This is a genomic window from Microbispora oryzae (assembly GCF_017896165.1).
GTDB lineage: Bacteria > Actinomycetota > Actinomycetes > Streptosporangiales > Streptosporangiaceae > Microbispora > Microbispora oryzae.
Genome location: NZ_JAFCNB010000010.1, coordinates 56,963 through 71,137, shown reverse-complemented (window position 1 = coordinate 71,137; position 14,175 = coordinate 56,963). Strand labels below are relative to the sequence as shown.

General features: G+C 70.9%; 11 protein-coding genes and 1 other RNA gene. 6 read left to right on the top strand and 6 right to left on the bottom strand.

Annotated features, from left to right (window positions below; translation table 11 throughout):
- The first annotated feature begins 6 nt into the window (after positions 1–6).
- The 4 genes from ftsX (at position 7) to ssrA (ending at position 4,101) form a co-directional block, all read left to right on the top strand.
- Positions 7–906, top strand: coding sequence for a permease-like cell division protein FtsX (ftsX, locus tag JOL79_RS19230; RefSeq protein WP_210157230.1), 900 nt, complete (start codon positions 7–9; stop codon positions 904–906).
- A 90-nt stretch (positions 907–996) separates the two neighbouring features.
- Positions 997–1,479 (top strand): SsrA-binding protein SmpB, encoded by a 483-nt coding sequence (gene smpB, locus JOL79_RS19225; protein ID WP_210157229.1) that lies wholly within the window; start codon positions 997–999, stop codon positions 1,477–1,479.
- 3 nt (positions 1,480–1,482) lie between these two features.
- Positions 1,483–3,372, top strand: a complete 1,890-nt coding sequence (locus JOL79_RS19220) for a penicillin-binding transpeptidase domain-containing protein (protein ID WP_210157228.1) — start codon at positions 1,483–1,485, stop codon at positions 3,370–3,372.
- 341 nt (positions 3,373–3,713) lie between these two features.
- Positions 3,714–4,101, top strand: a transfer-messenger RNA (tmRNA) gene (ssrA, locus tag JOL79_RS19215).
- Between the two features lie 1,360 nt (positions 4,102–5,461).
- Here the strand turns inward: ssrA and JOL79_RS19210 are convergent.
- Entirely contained in the window at positions 5,462–5,848 is a 387-nt protein-coding gene (locus JOL79_RS19210; protein WP_210157227.1) for a type II toxin-antitoxin system death-on-curing family toxin, read from the bottom strand.
- Positions 5,845–6,045: an Arc family DNA-binding protein gene (locus JOL79_RS19205; RefSeq protein WP_210157226.1), complete on the bottom strand. Its 201-nt coding sequence runs from the start codon at positions 6,043–6,045 to the stop codon at positions 5,845–5,847. Before JOL79_RS19205 ends, JOL79_RS19210 begins: the two co-directional genes overlap by 4 nt.
- A gap of 138 nt (positions 6,046–6,183) precedes the next feature.
- Between JOL79_RS19205 and JOL79_RS35085 the strand changes: the two genes are divergently transcribed.
- Entirely contained in the window at positions 6,184–6,786 is a 603-nt protein-coding gene (locus JOL79_RS35085; protein WP_307848612.1) for a UTRA domain-containing protein, read from the top strand.
- 9 nt (positions 6,787–6,795) lie between these two features.
- On the opposite strand, the gene JOL79_RS19195 is transcribed toward JOL79_RS35085, so the two are convergent.
- Complete coding sequence (locus tag JOL79_RS19195; RefSeq protein WP_210157224.1) at positions 6,796–7,872, bottom strand: S1C family serine protease; 1,077 nt, start codon at positions 7,870–7,872, stop codon at positions 6,796–6,798.
- A gap of 186 nt (positions 7,873–8,058) precedes the next feature.
- Between JOL79_RS19195 and JOL79_RS19190 the strand changes: the two genes are divergently transcribed.
- Positions 8,059–10,281: an acyl-CoA dehydrogenase family protein gene (locus JOL79_RS19190; protein WP_210157223.1), complete on the top strand. Its 2,223-nt coding sequence runs from the start codon at positions 8,059–8,061 to the stop codon at positions 10,279–10,281.
- An 82-nt stretch (positions 10,282–10,363) separates the two neighbouring features.
- On the opposite strand, the gene JOL79_RS19185 is transcribed toward JOL79_RS19190, so the two are convergent.
- From JOL79_RS19185 to JOL79_RS19175, 3 genes are all read right to left on the bottom strand, one after another.
- On the bottom strand, positions 10,364–11,518 hold the full coding sequence (locus JOL79_RS19185; RefSeq protein ID WP_210157222.1) for a S1 family peptidase: 1,155 nt from the start codon (positions 11,516–11,518) through the stop codon (positions 10,364–10,366).
- An 86-nt stretch (positions 11,519–11,604) separates the two neighbouring features.
- The gene (locus JOL79_RS19180; protein WP_210157221.1) at positions 11,605–12,864 is read right to left on the bottom strand and encodes a S1 family peptidase; all 1,260 of its coding nucleotides are present in this window, start codon (positions 12,862–12,864) and stop codon (positions 11,605–11,607) included.
- A gap of 60 nt (positions 12,865–12,924) precedes the next feature.
- Complete coding sequence (locus JOL79_RS19175; protein WP_210157220.1) at positions 12,925–13,905, bottom strand: LysR family transcriptional regulator; 981 nt, start codon at positions 13,903–13,905, stop codon at positions 12,925–12,927.
- Positions 13,906–14,175: the final 270 nt, after the last annotated feature.

Sequence of the window (14,175 nt, the reverse complement as noted above, 5' to 3'; positions counted from 1 at the left end):
GGGACCATGCGGGCCAATTTCATCTTTTCCGAGGTCTGGATCGGCCTTCGCCGCAACCTCACGATGACCATCGCGGTCATCGTGACCGTCGCCGTCGGCATGGCGCTGCTGGGTGTCGGATTGATGATCAACTCCCAGGTCTCCAGGCTGACCAGCTACTGGACCGACAAGGTCGAGCTGTCGGTCTACCTGTGTACCGACAAGTCGCCCTTCCCCGCGTGTAAGAACCGGGGCGCCGTGACCGAGGCGGAGAAGACCTCGCTGAAGCAGACGATCCAGGCGATGCCGGACGTCGAGCGGGTCGAGTTCGAGGACCAGGCCCAGGCGTACAAGAACTTCCAGGAGAGCGACAGCAACAAGCTGCTGCTGTCGGTGACCAGGGTCGAGGACATGCCGGAGTCCTTCCGCGTGAAGCTCAAGGACCCGGACAAGGCGGCCGCCGTCGCGGACAGCCTCAGCGGGCAGCCGGCCGTGTCGCGCATCATCAACCAGCGTGTCCTGCTCGACTCGGTGTTCGGGTTCATGGGCAAGCTGCGGAACATGGCCCTCGGCGTGGCGATCCTGATGGTCTTCGCGGCCACCCTGCTGATCGGCAACACCGTTCGCCTGTCGGCCTACAACCGCCGCCGGGAGACCGGCATCATGCGGCTGGTCGGCGCGTCCAACATCTACATCCAGCTCCCGTTCGTGATGGAGGGTCTGATCGCGGGCCTGATCGGCGGCGTGTTCGCCGGCGTCCTGCTGATCATCACCAAGATCCTGGTCTTCGAGGGCATCCAGATGTACATGCAGAACCCCATCGGCTGGGACACGGTCGCCGGTGTGATCACTCTCACCATGGTCATCGGTGTGCTGATCTGTGTGCTCGCCTCGTTCATCACGCTCCGCCGCTACCTGCGCGTGTGATCACTGATCCCGTCCCGCCCGGCGCCGCGGCTGGTCCCGGGGCGCTCCACGAATCGTTTTCGCCCACCCGACCGGCGGTAGGCTCCCTCTATGCCACGTGAGACCGGGCGGAAACTGATCGCCCAGAACAAGCGTGCCAGGCACGACTACTTCATCGACGACACCTATGAGGCCGGGCTCGTGCTGACCGGCACCGAGGTGAAGTCGCTGCGGGCGGGCAAGGCCAACCTGAGCGAGGGATACGCCTCGGTGCAGGACGGCGAGGCCTGGCTGATCAACGTGTACATCCCGGAGTACAGCCAGGGCACCTGGACCAACCACGCGGCCCGCCGCACCCGCAAGCTGCTGCTGCACCGCAAGGAGATCGGCAAGCTGGAGGCCACTCTCAAGGAGCGCGGCCTCACGCTCATCCCGCTGGCGATGTACTTCAAGGACGGCAGGGCGAAGATCGAGATCGGCGTCGCGCGCGGCAAGAAGGACTACGACAAGCGGCAGACGCTGATGGAGAAGCAGGCCAACCGCGAGATGTCCAGGGCCATGTCCGACTCGCTGCGCCGCCGGGGGGGCCGCTAGGCCGTGGCCGTCCATGCGAGAGTCGTCCGGGCCGCGCTCGCGCTCGGGCTGACCGCGCCCCTGCTGGCGGGATGCTTCGAGGAGCCGTCGCCGAACGACGCCGTGCGCGACTTCCTGCTCGGCTGGCAGACGGAGGACTACGCCGCGGCGGCCGCCCGGTCCGACGGCGACCCCGCCATCGTGCGCAAGACGCTGGAAGACGTGCGGCTCCAGCTGGACGCGGCCTCGATCCGCTTCTCCATCAAGGGGATCAGCCACTCGGGCGACACCGGGCAGGCCGGCTACCACGCCGAGGTCGACCTGGGGGAGAACAACCCGCTCTGGCGGTACGACGGCGTGCTGCCGCTGCACCTCGTCGGCGGCGAGTGGAAGGTCCGGTGGTCGCCGAGCGTGATCCACCCCGACCTGCGCCCGGGGCAGCGCCTGGCCGTCGCGACCGTTCCCGTCGCCAGGAAGCCGATCCTCGACCGGAGCGGCAACCCGCTGCAGGAGGAGACGATCCTCTACGTGGCCGGAGTGCGGCCCGCCAAGGTGAAGGACCCCGGCAAGCTCTGCGAGGAGCTGTCGCGGGTCACCGGCTTCGCCCAGGACCGGCTGCTCGGCCGCATCCTGTCCTCACCGCCGCAGGACTTCGTCGCCCTCGCGACCTTCGGGCGCAGCAAGTACGCCCAGATCCAGGACAAGCTCGCGGCCATCTCCGGGCTGCAGATCGTCACCGACAACCCGCCGGTCGCGCCCAAGTCGCCGGTGCAGGTCGTCGGCCGCGTCACCGCCATCACCGCCGAGGCGGAGCAGCAGCTCGGCGGCCCGCAGCGGGCGGGCGACACCATCGGCAGGGACGGGCTCCAGCGGGCGTACCAGGACCAGCTGACCGGCTCCACCGAGACCCGCATCGTCATCCTCGACGACAAGAGCTGGCGCCAGGTCAAGGAGCTGAAGTCCTGGCCGGGCCGGCAGAACACCGACGTCAGGACCACCATCGACAGCGGCCTGCAGACGGCGGGCGACCACGCGGTGGCGGGGGCCCGGCCCACCGCGCTCGTCGCCGTGCAGGCGTCCACCGGCCAGGTGCTCGCGGTCTCCACCAGCGGGCTCAACCAGGAGAAGGACGCCCTCGCCGGAAAGTTCGTCCCCGGCACGGCGTTCTCGATCGTCGCGGCGCACGGCCTCGTGTCGGCCGGGCTCAACCCGGCCCAGCGGGTGCCGTGCAGCGCCGACCGCACCGTGGGCGGCGCGCGCTTCCAGCAGTCCGGGATCGCCGGCCTCGTCACCCCGACCTTCCAGACCGACTTCGCCCAGGGGTGCGTCACCGCGCTGGCGTCCCTGGCCCGGCGGGTGAACGGCGAACGGCTGACCGGCAGCGCCGCGCAGTTCGGCATCGGCAGCGGCTGGCGGCTGCCGCTGAAGTCGTTCAGCGGGTCGGTCCCGTCCGCGAAGGGCGACGCCGCGGTGGCGCGGGTCATCGCGGGGCAGACCGTCCGGGTCAGCCCCCTCGACATGGCCCTCGTGGCGGGCGCCGTCGACAGCGGCACGTGGCGTCCGCCCGTGCTCGTCACCTCGCCGGCGCAGCCCACGCCCGCCGCCGGCTCCGCGCCGGCGACCGAGCCGCAGCCTGTCACGATCGACACCGCCGTGAACGCCAAGCTGCGCGCGCTCATGCGGGCGGGCGTCGTGTCCGGCGCCGCCCGCGCGGCCGAGGTCCCCGGAGGCGACGCCGTGTACGGCGTCGCCGGGCAGGCCGTGCAGACGGAGCGCAAACAGCGCAAGGCGCTCTCGTGGTTCGTCGGCTGGCAGGGGGACGTGGCGCTGGCGGTGGTGACCGAGAACCCCGATCAGGGAGCCGCCGCCGCCATGGCCGGCGCCTTCTTCCGCGAGGGCCGGCCGCCGACCTGAGATTCCTGCGCGATTTCCCTCCGCGGATTCGTTCCGCGGCCGAGCAACCATCGGGGCGTCTTCCGGCGTCTTCCTTAGTGACTGGGACCCGCTTGGGGGGTTGCGGGCCCAGTCGCCGTGATGAGACCAGGGCTCCATCTCGGGGGGAGCCCTGCCGTCCGGACCGGCTCGACCCTGCCGGTCGGGCCCCCGGGGACGCGTGCCGAGTGCCGTGTCCCCGGGGGCTTCGGCGGCTCGCACGCCCCGGGGCCGTACACCGGCGGGAATCTCGGTCGCGGCGCCGCTGTTGTCAGAGGTAAACTGGTGGTGCCCGGCAAGTGAAGCCGGGTGACGTCCGACCAGGGGGTGACCGGTTTCGACTTCGGCATTGCAAGTCAGGGGAAGCGGGTCGGGGACTGCGGACATAACCCCGTCAACACTGTGACCGCACACCAATAAGTGCCAATAACACGCGCACTGAGGTGAGCCAGGGTTCCCTGGCTCTCGCTGCCTAAGATCAGCGAATAACCTCTGTCAGCCCGGGAGTGCCTCCGGCCCGGAGCTGGCATCGCTAGGAGGCTCAACCGTTCGACCCGGTCACGGGGACGATCGGGAAACCAAACAGTGACTGGGCCCGTCGGCGACTCGCCTGTGAGATTGCCGGGGCCGAGAAAATCGCTACAGGCTGCACCCGGAGAAGCCCTTTCTTGGTGTTGAAGGACGCGGGTTCGATTCCCGCCACCTCCACTCACTCGGAACGGCCCGTGGTCGCTGTCCCTTCAGGGCACCGGCCACGGGCCGTTCTCGCTTTCTGAAGCGTGGATCTCGACGTGAGGTCCGACCGGGTAAGCCAGGTTGGGGAGATGAGGGCCGCGATCCCTGCGGCGAGCACGGGAACTCCGAGCCGCCGCTGACCCGTAGCAGGATGCGCATCGAGCCGGCGGAGCGGATCGTGACCAGTGCGCCGGCGAGGCCGATGAGGACCATCACCGCCACGAAGTACAGCCAACCGGTCGGAGCCTGATATCCCCGCTCAAGGTGGGTGAATGCGGTCTCGCCCAGTCGGCGGTCGAGCCGCTCCTGCTCCATCACCGAGGTTCGATGAAGGGAAGGGTCAATGATCAACTGCTCCGGCTCCAGATGAAAGCCGAGATCTCGCACGACCTTCGCGGGGATGAATACAGCCCCTATATGGGAATCGGCGGGCCTGACGGTGATCGCCGGGATGGTTTTGGTGGATGCCGCATGGTCAGGGGAGAACCCTTCCACGACGAGTGCACCTGGCCGGGCCTCGGGTTGATAGTCCGCCCTGTCCCGCGCGGTTATGGCGACCGAAATGATCGTCACCGCGATCGCGACGGCGGTCGCGCTCATCGTTGTCGCCACGCCAGTAGAAGTTCGGGCGGGCTTGTCGGCCATGTGGCGGGCTGCCGGCCGAAATGCCGGCGGCAGCCGTAAGGCGTTTCGCCCGAGCACTCCCACCAGCCATGGGGTGAAGGGTCCTAACCCGAGAATCAGTAGCGCTCCGCCCATCACGCCGGCCAGGGCGGTCATCATTGACCCGAAGTCGTCATAGTGCTGGTCTTCATGCGTGGACCACGCGGTGAGTGCCATTACCACGATGCCGATCGTCGACAGGGCTGCCCAAAAGACCAGGGGATGCCCGCGCCTGCGGCCGTATCGGTCGCGAGGGGCTGATCGCGCCGCGAAGAATACGGAGCCGCACACTAACGCTGCGAGGATGCCTACCATCACTGCGAAAACCACGACGAGCGCTGCAAGCATGGGGAAATCGTACGCAGGAGCGCGCGAGGTCAAATGGGAAATAGGCGACCCGGCCCGCGAACCATCTCGCGCTCGTCACCCACCGAGGCTGGCCGAGCTGCTGTGAAGTGTTCGATTAGGCACCGCCACCTGCAATTCCGAGGGCCGGTCAACGACCACGGCAGCCGACCGGTCCTCTGTGTTTGTCAGGAGGAATCCCACGGATCCCCACGGACAAGGGTTCCTCGCCTCCTCGCGCTGTGGGCGTGCCTGCCCGGCAGGGTGGTCATGGCCGGGTGCCCATCTCCCCGCTTCACAACTCTGTCGGGCGCCCGAAGTCGCGTTGTCACCTGTCCTGAGGTTCGTCCAGGTCGCGGAGTCGCTTGGCGATCTCGTGTACGTCGTCGAGTTCGCCGGTGGTGACGGCGATGACCAGGGCTTCGGCGGCGTCGGTGTCGGTGCCGGTGAGGGTTTCGCCGTTGAGTTCCAGGAAGACGACGGCGCTGGCCCAGCCGAGGCGTTTGTTGCCGTCGACCAGGGGATGGCCGATGATCACGCTCTGCATGAGGGCGGCGGCCTTGGTCCACAGGTCAGGGTAGGCGTCCTCGCCGTAGACGGTGGTCTGCGGGCGGAGTACAGCGGCGTGGAACTGGCCTCCATCTCGGAGGCCGACTGTGGGGAGGATCTCCTCGGCGATGGCCAGGAGGTCGGCCTTGGTGAGGTAAACGGTCACCTGGAGAGCCGGTCGAGGAGCTCGGCGTCCCGCTCGGCGACCCTGCGGGCGATGGCGCGGACGGTTTTGGTCTGGCGGCGGGCCAGATACTCCTCGATCGCGGTCACGATCTCGCTGTTCAGGCTGGCACCGTCCTCGTCGGCGGTGACTCTGAGTCGACCATGCAGCTCGTCCGGGAGACGCAGTCGTAGTTCCATGCGGACATGGTACCGGTTTGCGGTACCGCTCGTTGGTATCCGGGGTCGGTGTCTTCTGATCGGACGCGCCCGGGCTCCCGGTGTGGGGGCCCGGGCCCTTCTACGTGCCCGCCGGCCGCTGGGCCTACAGTCGCTGTAGTGACGACCGGGGAAGGGGAGATCGTTTCTCGTGGGCAACTCGTGAGCGAGGATGGCGGGCGGGTGATCGTGCGGCGGTCGCTGCCCACGGAGCCGGCCGTACGGGCGTCGGAGTCGCTGTTCCTGACCGAGGCCGCCCGGCAGGGGGTCCGCGCGGGCCGCCGCATGCTCTACGTGGGCGCCGAGGCCGCCGCGCCCGACGTCGCCGCCGCGCTCCGGGTCGAACCGGGCGCGGACGTGCTGGCGCGGCGCAAGCTGCTGCTCGCCGGCGACGTCCCCGTACGGGTGGCCACCAGCTATCTGCGGCTCGACCTGTTCGGCGGCACGCCGCTGAGCGAGCCCGGGTTCGTGACGCCCAGCCTGCAGGCGGGGATCGAGGCGCTCGGTCACCGGTTCGGACGGGCGGAGGAGCACCTGGTCGCCCGGCCGCCCGCCGGGGCCGAGGCCGCGACGCTGGAACTCGGCCCGGGGGAGTGGGTCGTGCGGATCCTGCGGGCGAGCTACGCCGCCGACGACACGCCGATCCACGTGCTGGAGACGGTGTGCGCGGCGTCCCGCCACGTCTTCCCCATCGTGCAGATAGCCGGGGCCGACGAGTTCTGAGCGATCCCGCTATCCCGTCGGCGGCAGCTCGGAGAGCGTCACTATGGCGGTGCTGCGGCGGCCGTCCGGGTGCTGTAGATCGATCTGCACCCGGTCGCCCGGCTTGAGCGTCGCGAGCAGCTGCGACAGGGCGTTGGACGACGGCGTGGGCGTGCCGTTGACCTTGACGATCACGTCGCCCGGCCGGATGCCCGCCTTCGCCGCGCCGCCCTCCGGGGTGACGGCCCCCACCACGACGCCGATCGGGTTGCCCGAGGAGTCGACCGCCGTCCCCACCCGTACGCCGAGCGCCGCCCGGTGGCTGTTGACCACCCGGCCGAACCGGATGATCTGCCGGGCCACGTCGGTGGCGGTGTCGCTGGGAATCGCGAAGCCGATGCCGGGGGCCGCGCCGAGGTCGGGGTCGACCGCGGCGAGGGTGGGGATCCCGATGACGTTGCCGGACAGGTCGACGAGGGCGCCGCCGCTGTTGCCGGGATTGATCGGCGCGGAGGTCTGGATGGCGTTCGTGATGATCGCCGGGGCCGAGCCGCCGTGGCTCTCGCCCGAGACGGTACGGCCGAGGGCCGACACGATGCCCTCGGTGACGCTGCCGGAGAAGCCGAGCGGGTTGCCCATCGCGAGCACGAGCTGCCCCACCTGCAGGTCGGCCGACCGGCCGAAGACGGCGGGGGTGAGGCCCCGGGCGTCGTCGACCCGGATCACGGCGAGGTCGCCGGCGGGGAAGGTGTTGACCAGGTGGGCCTTCCTGGGGCGGCCCCCCGTGGCCAGGGTCACCTGGAACTCGCGCGAGGTGCCCACGACGTGGGCGTTGGTGAGGATGTGACCGCCGGTGTCGTAGACGATGCCGGAACCCAGGGCCTGGGTCGTGGTGATCTGGACGATCGCCGGCAGCACCTTCTTGATGACCCGCTCGAAGTCGGTCTCCAGCTGGGCCGGCGCCACCGTGGTCGCCGGACCCGGTGTCGTCGCCCGTACGTCGCTCCTGGGCGCGGGTCCGGCCGGGCCTCCGGCGTGGCATCCCGCGACCGACAGTGCGACCAGGCCGGTCGCCGCCAGCCGAACGATCTTCCCCGAAAGCTCCATAGTCCCCTCTCTACCCGTGCGCGCTCGCCCTCATGGGGCGCCGCGCCCGGGAGAACTCCCAGGTCATGGAGGTGATGGGCGGCGCTCGTCGCAGGTGGGTGATATTGCAGTGGTTTGCCCAGTTCCCGCCGTCGAACTTTCCTCTAGAATTTGGTTCTGTAACGGACGCTGGCGCGGGAGGACCGGATGGCGATCGGGCTGAGCGAGGAGCACGAGGCGCTGAGGGAGTCGGTGACCGGCTGGGCCGAACGCGCCGTGCCCGGCGATCTGGTCCGGCGCGCCGTCGGCGCGGCGGCCTCCTCCGAGGCCGAGGAGCGTCCCGGATTCTGGGCCGCCCTGGCGGGCCAGGGCCTGCTCGGGCTGCATGTGCCGGAGGAGTTCGGCGGCTCGGGATACGGGCTGCTTGAGGCGGCCGTGGCGATCGAGGCCCTGGCCGAGCGGGTCGCGCCCGGTCCGTACGTGCCGACGGTGCTGGCGAGCGCGGCGATCCTCGCCTCGGGCGCCGCGAAGGCCCAGGCGGACCTGCTCCCGCGGCTCGCGGACGGATCGGCGGTCGGCGCCGTCGCTCTCACCGGCGCTCTCACGGGCGCGCTGTCCGGTGTCCGCGAGTCAGGTGTGCTGACCGTGCACGGGACGGTCGAACCGGTCCTCGGCGCGACGCTCGCCGAGGTGCTCGTCCTGCCCGTGACCACCGATCGCGGGGAGGAGTGGGTGGCCCTCGACGCCCCCCAGACGGCCGTCACCCCCATCCGCCCGCTCGACCTCACCCGTGGGGTCGCCAGAGTGGAGGTCGACGGCGCGGCCGTACCGGAGGAGCGGGTCCTGACCGGCCTGACCCGTGCGCGGGTGCTCGACCTGGCCGCCGTCGTCCTGGGCGCGGACGCCACGGGGGTGGCGGCGTGGTGCGTGGCCGCCGCCGCCGATTACGCCAGGGTCAGGGTGCAGTTCGGCCGCCCGATCGGGCAGTTCCAGGGCGTCAAGCACAAGCTCTCCCGGATGCTGGTCGCCCTGGAGCAGGCGCGGGCCACGGTCTGGGACGCCGCCCGCGCGGAGGGCGAGGAACGCGCGTTCGCGGCGGCCGTCGCGGGCGTGACGGCGCCGGACGCCGCTGTGCGGTGCGCCGGGGACGCCATCCAGGTCTTCGGCGGCGTCGGGTACACCTTCGAGCACGACGCCCACCTCTACTACCGGCGGGCGCTGACCCTGCGTGCGCTGCTCGGCCCGTCGTCCGGATGGGCGGAGACCGTCGCCGGGCTCGTGCTCGCGGGTGTCACCAGGGAGATGCGGGTCGACCTGCCGGCCGAGGCGGAGCCGCTGCGTGAGCGGATCCGCGCCGAGCTCGCGGAGATCGCCGCGCTGGAGGGCAAGGAGCGCGACCGCGCCCTCGCGCGGGCCGGCTTCGTCATGCCGCACCTGCCGCGCCCCTGGGGCCGCGCGGCGTCGCCGCTGGAGCAGGTGCTGATCCACCAGGAGACGCGGGCCGCCGCCGTCAAACCACCGCAGATGATCATCGGTGCGTGGGTGGTGCCGTCCATCGTCTCGTACGGCACGCCGGATCAGCAGGAGCGTTTCCTGCCGGGCACGCTAAGCGGCGAGATCGTGTGGTGCCAGCTCTTTTCGGAGCCGGAGGCCGGGTCCGACCTCGCCTCGCTGCGGATGAGGGCCGACAAGGTCGAGGGCGGCTGGCGGCTCAACGGCCAGAAGATCTGGACCTCGGTCGCGCACGTGGCGCAGTGGGGCATCTGCGTCGCCCGCTCCGACGCGACCAAGCCCAAGCACGACGGCATCACCTATTTCGTCGTGGACATGCGGGCGCCCGGGGTCACCGTGCGGCCGCTCACCGAGATGACCGGGGAGAACCTCTTCAACGAGGTCTTCTTCGACGACGTCTTCGTGCCGGACGACCTGGTGGTGGGCGAGCCCGGTGACGGCTGGCGGGTCGCCCGCAACACGCTGTCGAACGAGCGCGTGTCGCTGTCGTCGGGCTCGGGCGGCACCGGAGCCTCCGTCCCCGACCTGCTGGGGCTGGCCGGGCGGCTCGGCCGCGACCTCACGCCCGCGGAACGGCAGGAGATCGCCGAGGTGGTGTGCGAGAGCCACGCGATCGCCGCGCTGTCGCTTCGGGTGACGCTCAGGCAGCTCGCCGGCGCCGAGCCGGGCGCCGACGCCTCGGTGCGGAAGCTGCTCTCGACCTCGCACGCCCAGCGCGTGTCGGAGGCGGCGGTGCGCCTGCTGGGCCCGGCCGCCGTCACCGCGGCCGACTGGAGACTCGGCGACGCGGGCTACTGGAACCGCGCGATCCTGGCGACCAGAGCCATGACGATCTACGGCGGGACCACCGAGGTGCAGCTCAACATCATCGGCGAGCGCATGCTCGGGCTGCCGCGCGACCCGGAGCCCGGCAGATGACCCGGCGAGTGACCGGCTGATCTCCGCGCGACGGCGCCGCCGTCCCCCCGAGGAACGGCGGCGCCGTGAGCGCTCCGGCGGGTCAGCCGGTCACGAGCGTGAGGCCGTAGACCGACAGGATCTCGTTGACCGGCTGGAAGTAGGTCGTGCCGCCGTAGGTGCAGTTGCCGGAGCCGCCCGAGGTGACGCCCTGGGCCTGGCTGCCGGAGATGAACGGGCCGCCCGAGTCGCCCGGCTCGGCGCACACGTTGGTGCGGGTCAACTCGGAGACGGTGCCCTCCTGGTAGCGGACGCTGGTGTTGCGCTGCTGGACCGTGCCGCAGTGCCAGCCCGTGGTGGAGCCGGAGCGGCAGATCGAGGCGCCGACGACGGCGACGGTGGAACCACTCACTGTCACGTTGCCGCTGCTGCCCCTGACCCACGGGCGCGGGGTCCAGTTGCTGTTCACCGCGGCCCAGGAGTAGTCGTTGCCGGGGAAGGAGTAGCCCTGGAACGACCCCATGGCCACCTGGTTGTAGCCGGTGAGGCTGCTCCCGACGGTGGCGCAGTGGCCGGCGCTGACGAAGCCGTTCGTGCTGCCCCGCCGCACCGAGAAGCCGACCGAGCAGCGGGCCCGGTTCGCGATGTAGTACGCGTCGCCGCCGCGGACGTCGTAGAAGGTCTGCGGCTGTTCGGCGGACTGGACGACCTGTACGGCGCTCGTGTCGGCGCCGCTGGCGGCGACGAACGCCTCGGCGTCCGCAGGCTGGGCGGCCTGGACGACGACGCTGTTGCTCCGCACGTCGACGTACCAGGCGGAGACGCCGGCCGGAGCGTTCGCCGCGGCCCGGTCCAGGGCGTCCTTGGCGGTGGTCAGCGTGGCCAGCGAGCGGCCGACGATCTGGGGCTGGGCGCCGGAGGCGAGGATGGCGCCCGCCTGGCCGGCGTCGGTCGTCGCGACGATCTGCGTGGCCGACGTGGGGCCGGTCACCCAGGTGCCGGCGAAGCTGCCGCCGAGCGACGCCTGGACCTTGGCCTCGGTCGCGCTCGCGCGGGACTCGTTCGCGATGCGGGCCTCGGCCTGGGCGGCGCTGATGCCGAGGTCGCGCTGCATGGCCTCGATCATCGCGGGCGGCGGCTTGACGGGGGAGGAGGACGAGGAGGAGGCGGCGGTCTGCGCCATGGCGGGGGTGGCGACCAGGGCGAGGGCGGCCATGGTCAGAGCGCATCCGGCGATAACCGTGCGTCTGTGAAGCATGGAGGGCTCTCCTTGTCGGTGGGGTGCCGTCACCGTAACGTGGCGGCCCCCGCGTGTGGATCTATCAGTTCGCCCCTACCACGGGCCTATGGAAGGACGGCTCGCCGCGCGGCCGACGCGACCGGGCTGAGGGCAGGAGTGGGGACCGGGCCGGGCGCGGGGCTTGAGGTGATGCCGGAGGTGACGAGCGTGAGCCCGTAGGCCGAGAGGATCTCGTCGACGGGCTGGAAGTAGGTGATCCCGCCGGAGGCGCAGTTGCCGGAGCCGCCCGAGGTGACGCCCTGGGCCTGTCCGCCGGAGATGAACGGGCCGCCCGAGTCGCCCGGCTCGGCGCACACGCTGGTGCGGGTCAGCCCGGTGACGGTGCCCTCGCCGTACGTGACGCTGGTGTTGCGCTGCTCGACCGTGCCGCAGTGCCAGCCCGAGGTGGAGCCGGAGCGGCACACCGAGGCCCCTTCGACAGCGGGAGCGGATCCGGTGACGGCCACGCTGCCGCCGTTGCCGTTGTTCACCCAGGGCCGGGCCGCCCAGGAGGAGTTCGTCGCGACCCAGGAGTAATCGTTTCCGGGGAAGGACGACCCCTGGAAGACGCCCTGGCCGACCTGGTTGTTGAAGGCGGTGGTCGGGTAGCCGGCCCGGCCGCAGTGGCCGGCGCTGACGAATCCGCTCGTGCCCCCGCGTACGACGGAGAAGCCGATCGAGCACCGGACGGAGTCGTTGACGTAGTAGGGGTCGCCGCCCCGCAGGTCGTAGAGCGGCCGGGGCCGTTCGTCCGACGGCATCACGCGCACCACCGTGGGGTCGGCGCCGGCGCCGGCCACGAACGCGGCCGCCTCGGCGGGCCGGGACGACAGCACGGTGACGTTGTTGGCCCGCGTGTCCACGTACCAGATGGGCGTCGAGACGGGGGCGGTGGCGGCGGCCAGGTCGAGCGCGGCCTTCGCGGCGGTGAGCTGCGCCAGCGAATGGGACACCATCTTGGGGACGGCGTTCTCGGCCTCGATGTCGGGGATCCGCGCGGCGTCGGTGGTGGCCACGACCAGGGTGGCCGAGGTGGGCCCGAGGACCCAGGCCCCGGCGAAGGCGTCGCCCAGGCGGCCGCGCAGCCGCTCCTCGACGGCGCTCGCCCGCGACTCGTTGGCCAGCCGCTCCTCCGCCTGCGGAGCGGTGAGCCCGAGGTCGCGCCGCAGCCCGTCCAGCACCGCCTGCGGGGGCACGGACAGAGGCGGAGTGGTGCCACGGGCGGGGCCGGGCTCGGTGGCCGCGGCTGCCGCGACGGGGGCGACGGTCAGCGAGGTCAGGGCGGCGAAGAGGGTGTATAGGGCGGCGATGAGTATGTGCGGCATCTGCTTCTCCTCGGTACGGGGAGCGCTGAACGTACCGAGGAGGGCTCGCGAACCGATCGATCAACTCACCTCTGTCACCGGAATATTGAACGTACCGAATATAGGATTTGCGACTAGCCACTTTTTGTAACGCGCGCTCCGTCCCACCGCCTCCGCGTGGGCGGCGCGCGCGTGCTCCGCCACCACGGGCGCGACGCCCGCCGAGAAGGAGCCGGAACGCCATCCGAGCAGATGCCGCCAGCGGAGCGGCGCGCCCGTGATCGGCATCATGACGAGACCCGAGGTGAGCTGGAAGGTGGCCTGGCACAGCGCGACGGCCTTGCCCGCGCCGACGAGGTGGAGGCAGGTGGGCACGTCGGTCTCGTAGATGGACATCGGGACGAAGCCGGCCCGCGCGCACGCGGCGGCGAAGCAGTCGGCGAAGCAGCCGTCGCCGGGCGCGGCCATCCAGCGCTGGTCGGCCAGCCGCGACAGCTCGAGCTCGCTCTCGCCCGCCAGCGGGTGGTCCTCCGCGAGCAGCACGAAGACGGGGTCGGTGCCGACGACGCCCCAGCTCATCGCGTCCGCCGCCGGAGGCGGGCTCTCGCCGCAGGTCCCGAGCAGCACGAAGTCGAGCCGGCCGGCGGACACCTGGGCGGTGAGCTCCCGGGCCGACCAGGACGTCCGGGTGATGACGGGGGCGCCCGGCTGCGCGGCCGTGAGACGCTCCACCAGGCCGCCGAGGATGGGTCCGTGAGTGGCCCCCAGCCGGTAGCCGGGCATCTCCGCGGGCGTGTTGGCGAAGCGGACGGCGTCCTCCTGCAACTCCCGTACGGCGGGAAGCAGCACCCGCGCCCGCGCCAGCACCATCTCGCCAAGGGGAGTGGGGCGGGCTCCGTTGCGGTCGCGTTCGAACAGGGGACCGCCGAGGGAGCGCTCGATGCGCTTCAACTGTGCGGTGAGCGACGGCTGGGCGAGACCGAGCCTCGCCGCGGCCTTGGTGACGCTGCCCGTCTCCGCGACGGCGCTCACAACTCTGAGATGGCGGATCTCCAGATCCATACCGGGACGGTACGACCACGGTCGTATGGCTGCAATCCCACATTGTCACGAAATTTGACTTAACTGGTCGATCAAGCTATTTGTGAGTCAGGTTGATGAAACCTGTTATCGGGATTCCGGACGGTCTTGCCGGAAACACCGGCAGGTCAAGGGCGATCCCGGAGAGGGCCGCAACCGGAACGTGTTGCGGCAGGCAGGCCCCCGAACTCCCGACCGCCTTTTCGGTGTCGGCCGGCCCTGCGCTTAACTTGGCTGAAGGTTCCAACGCTC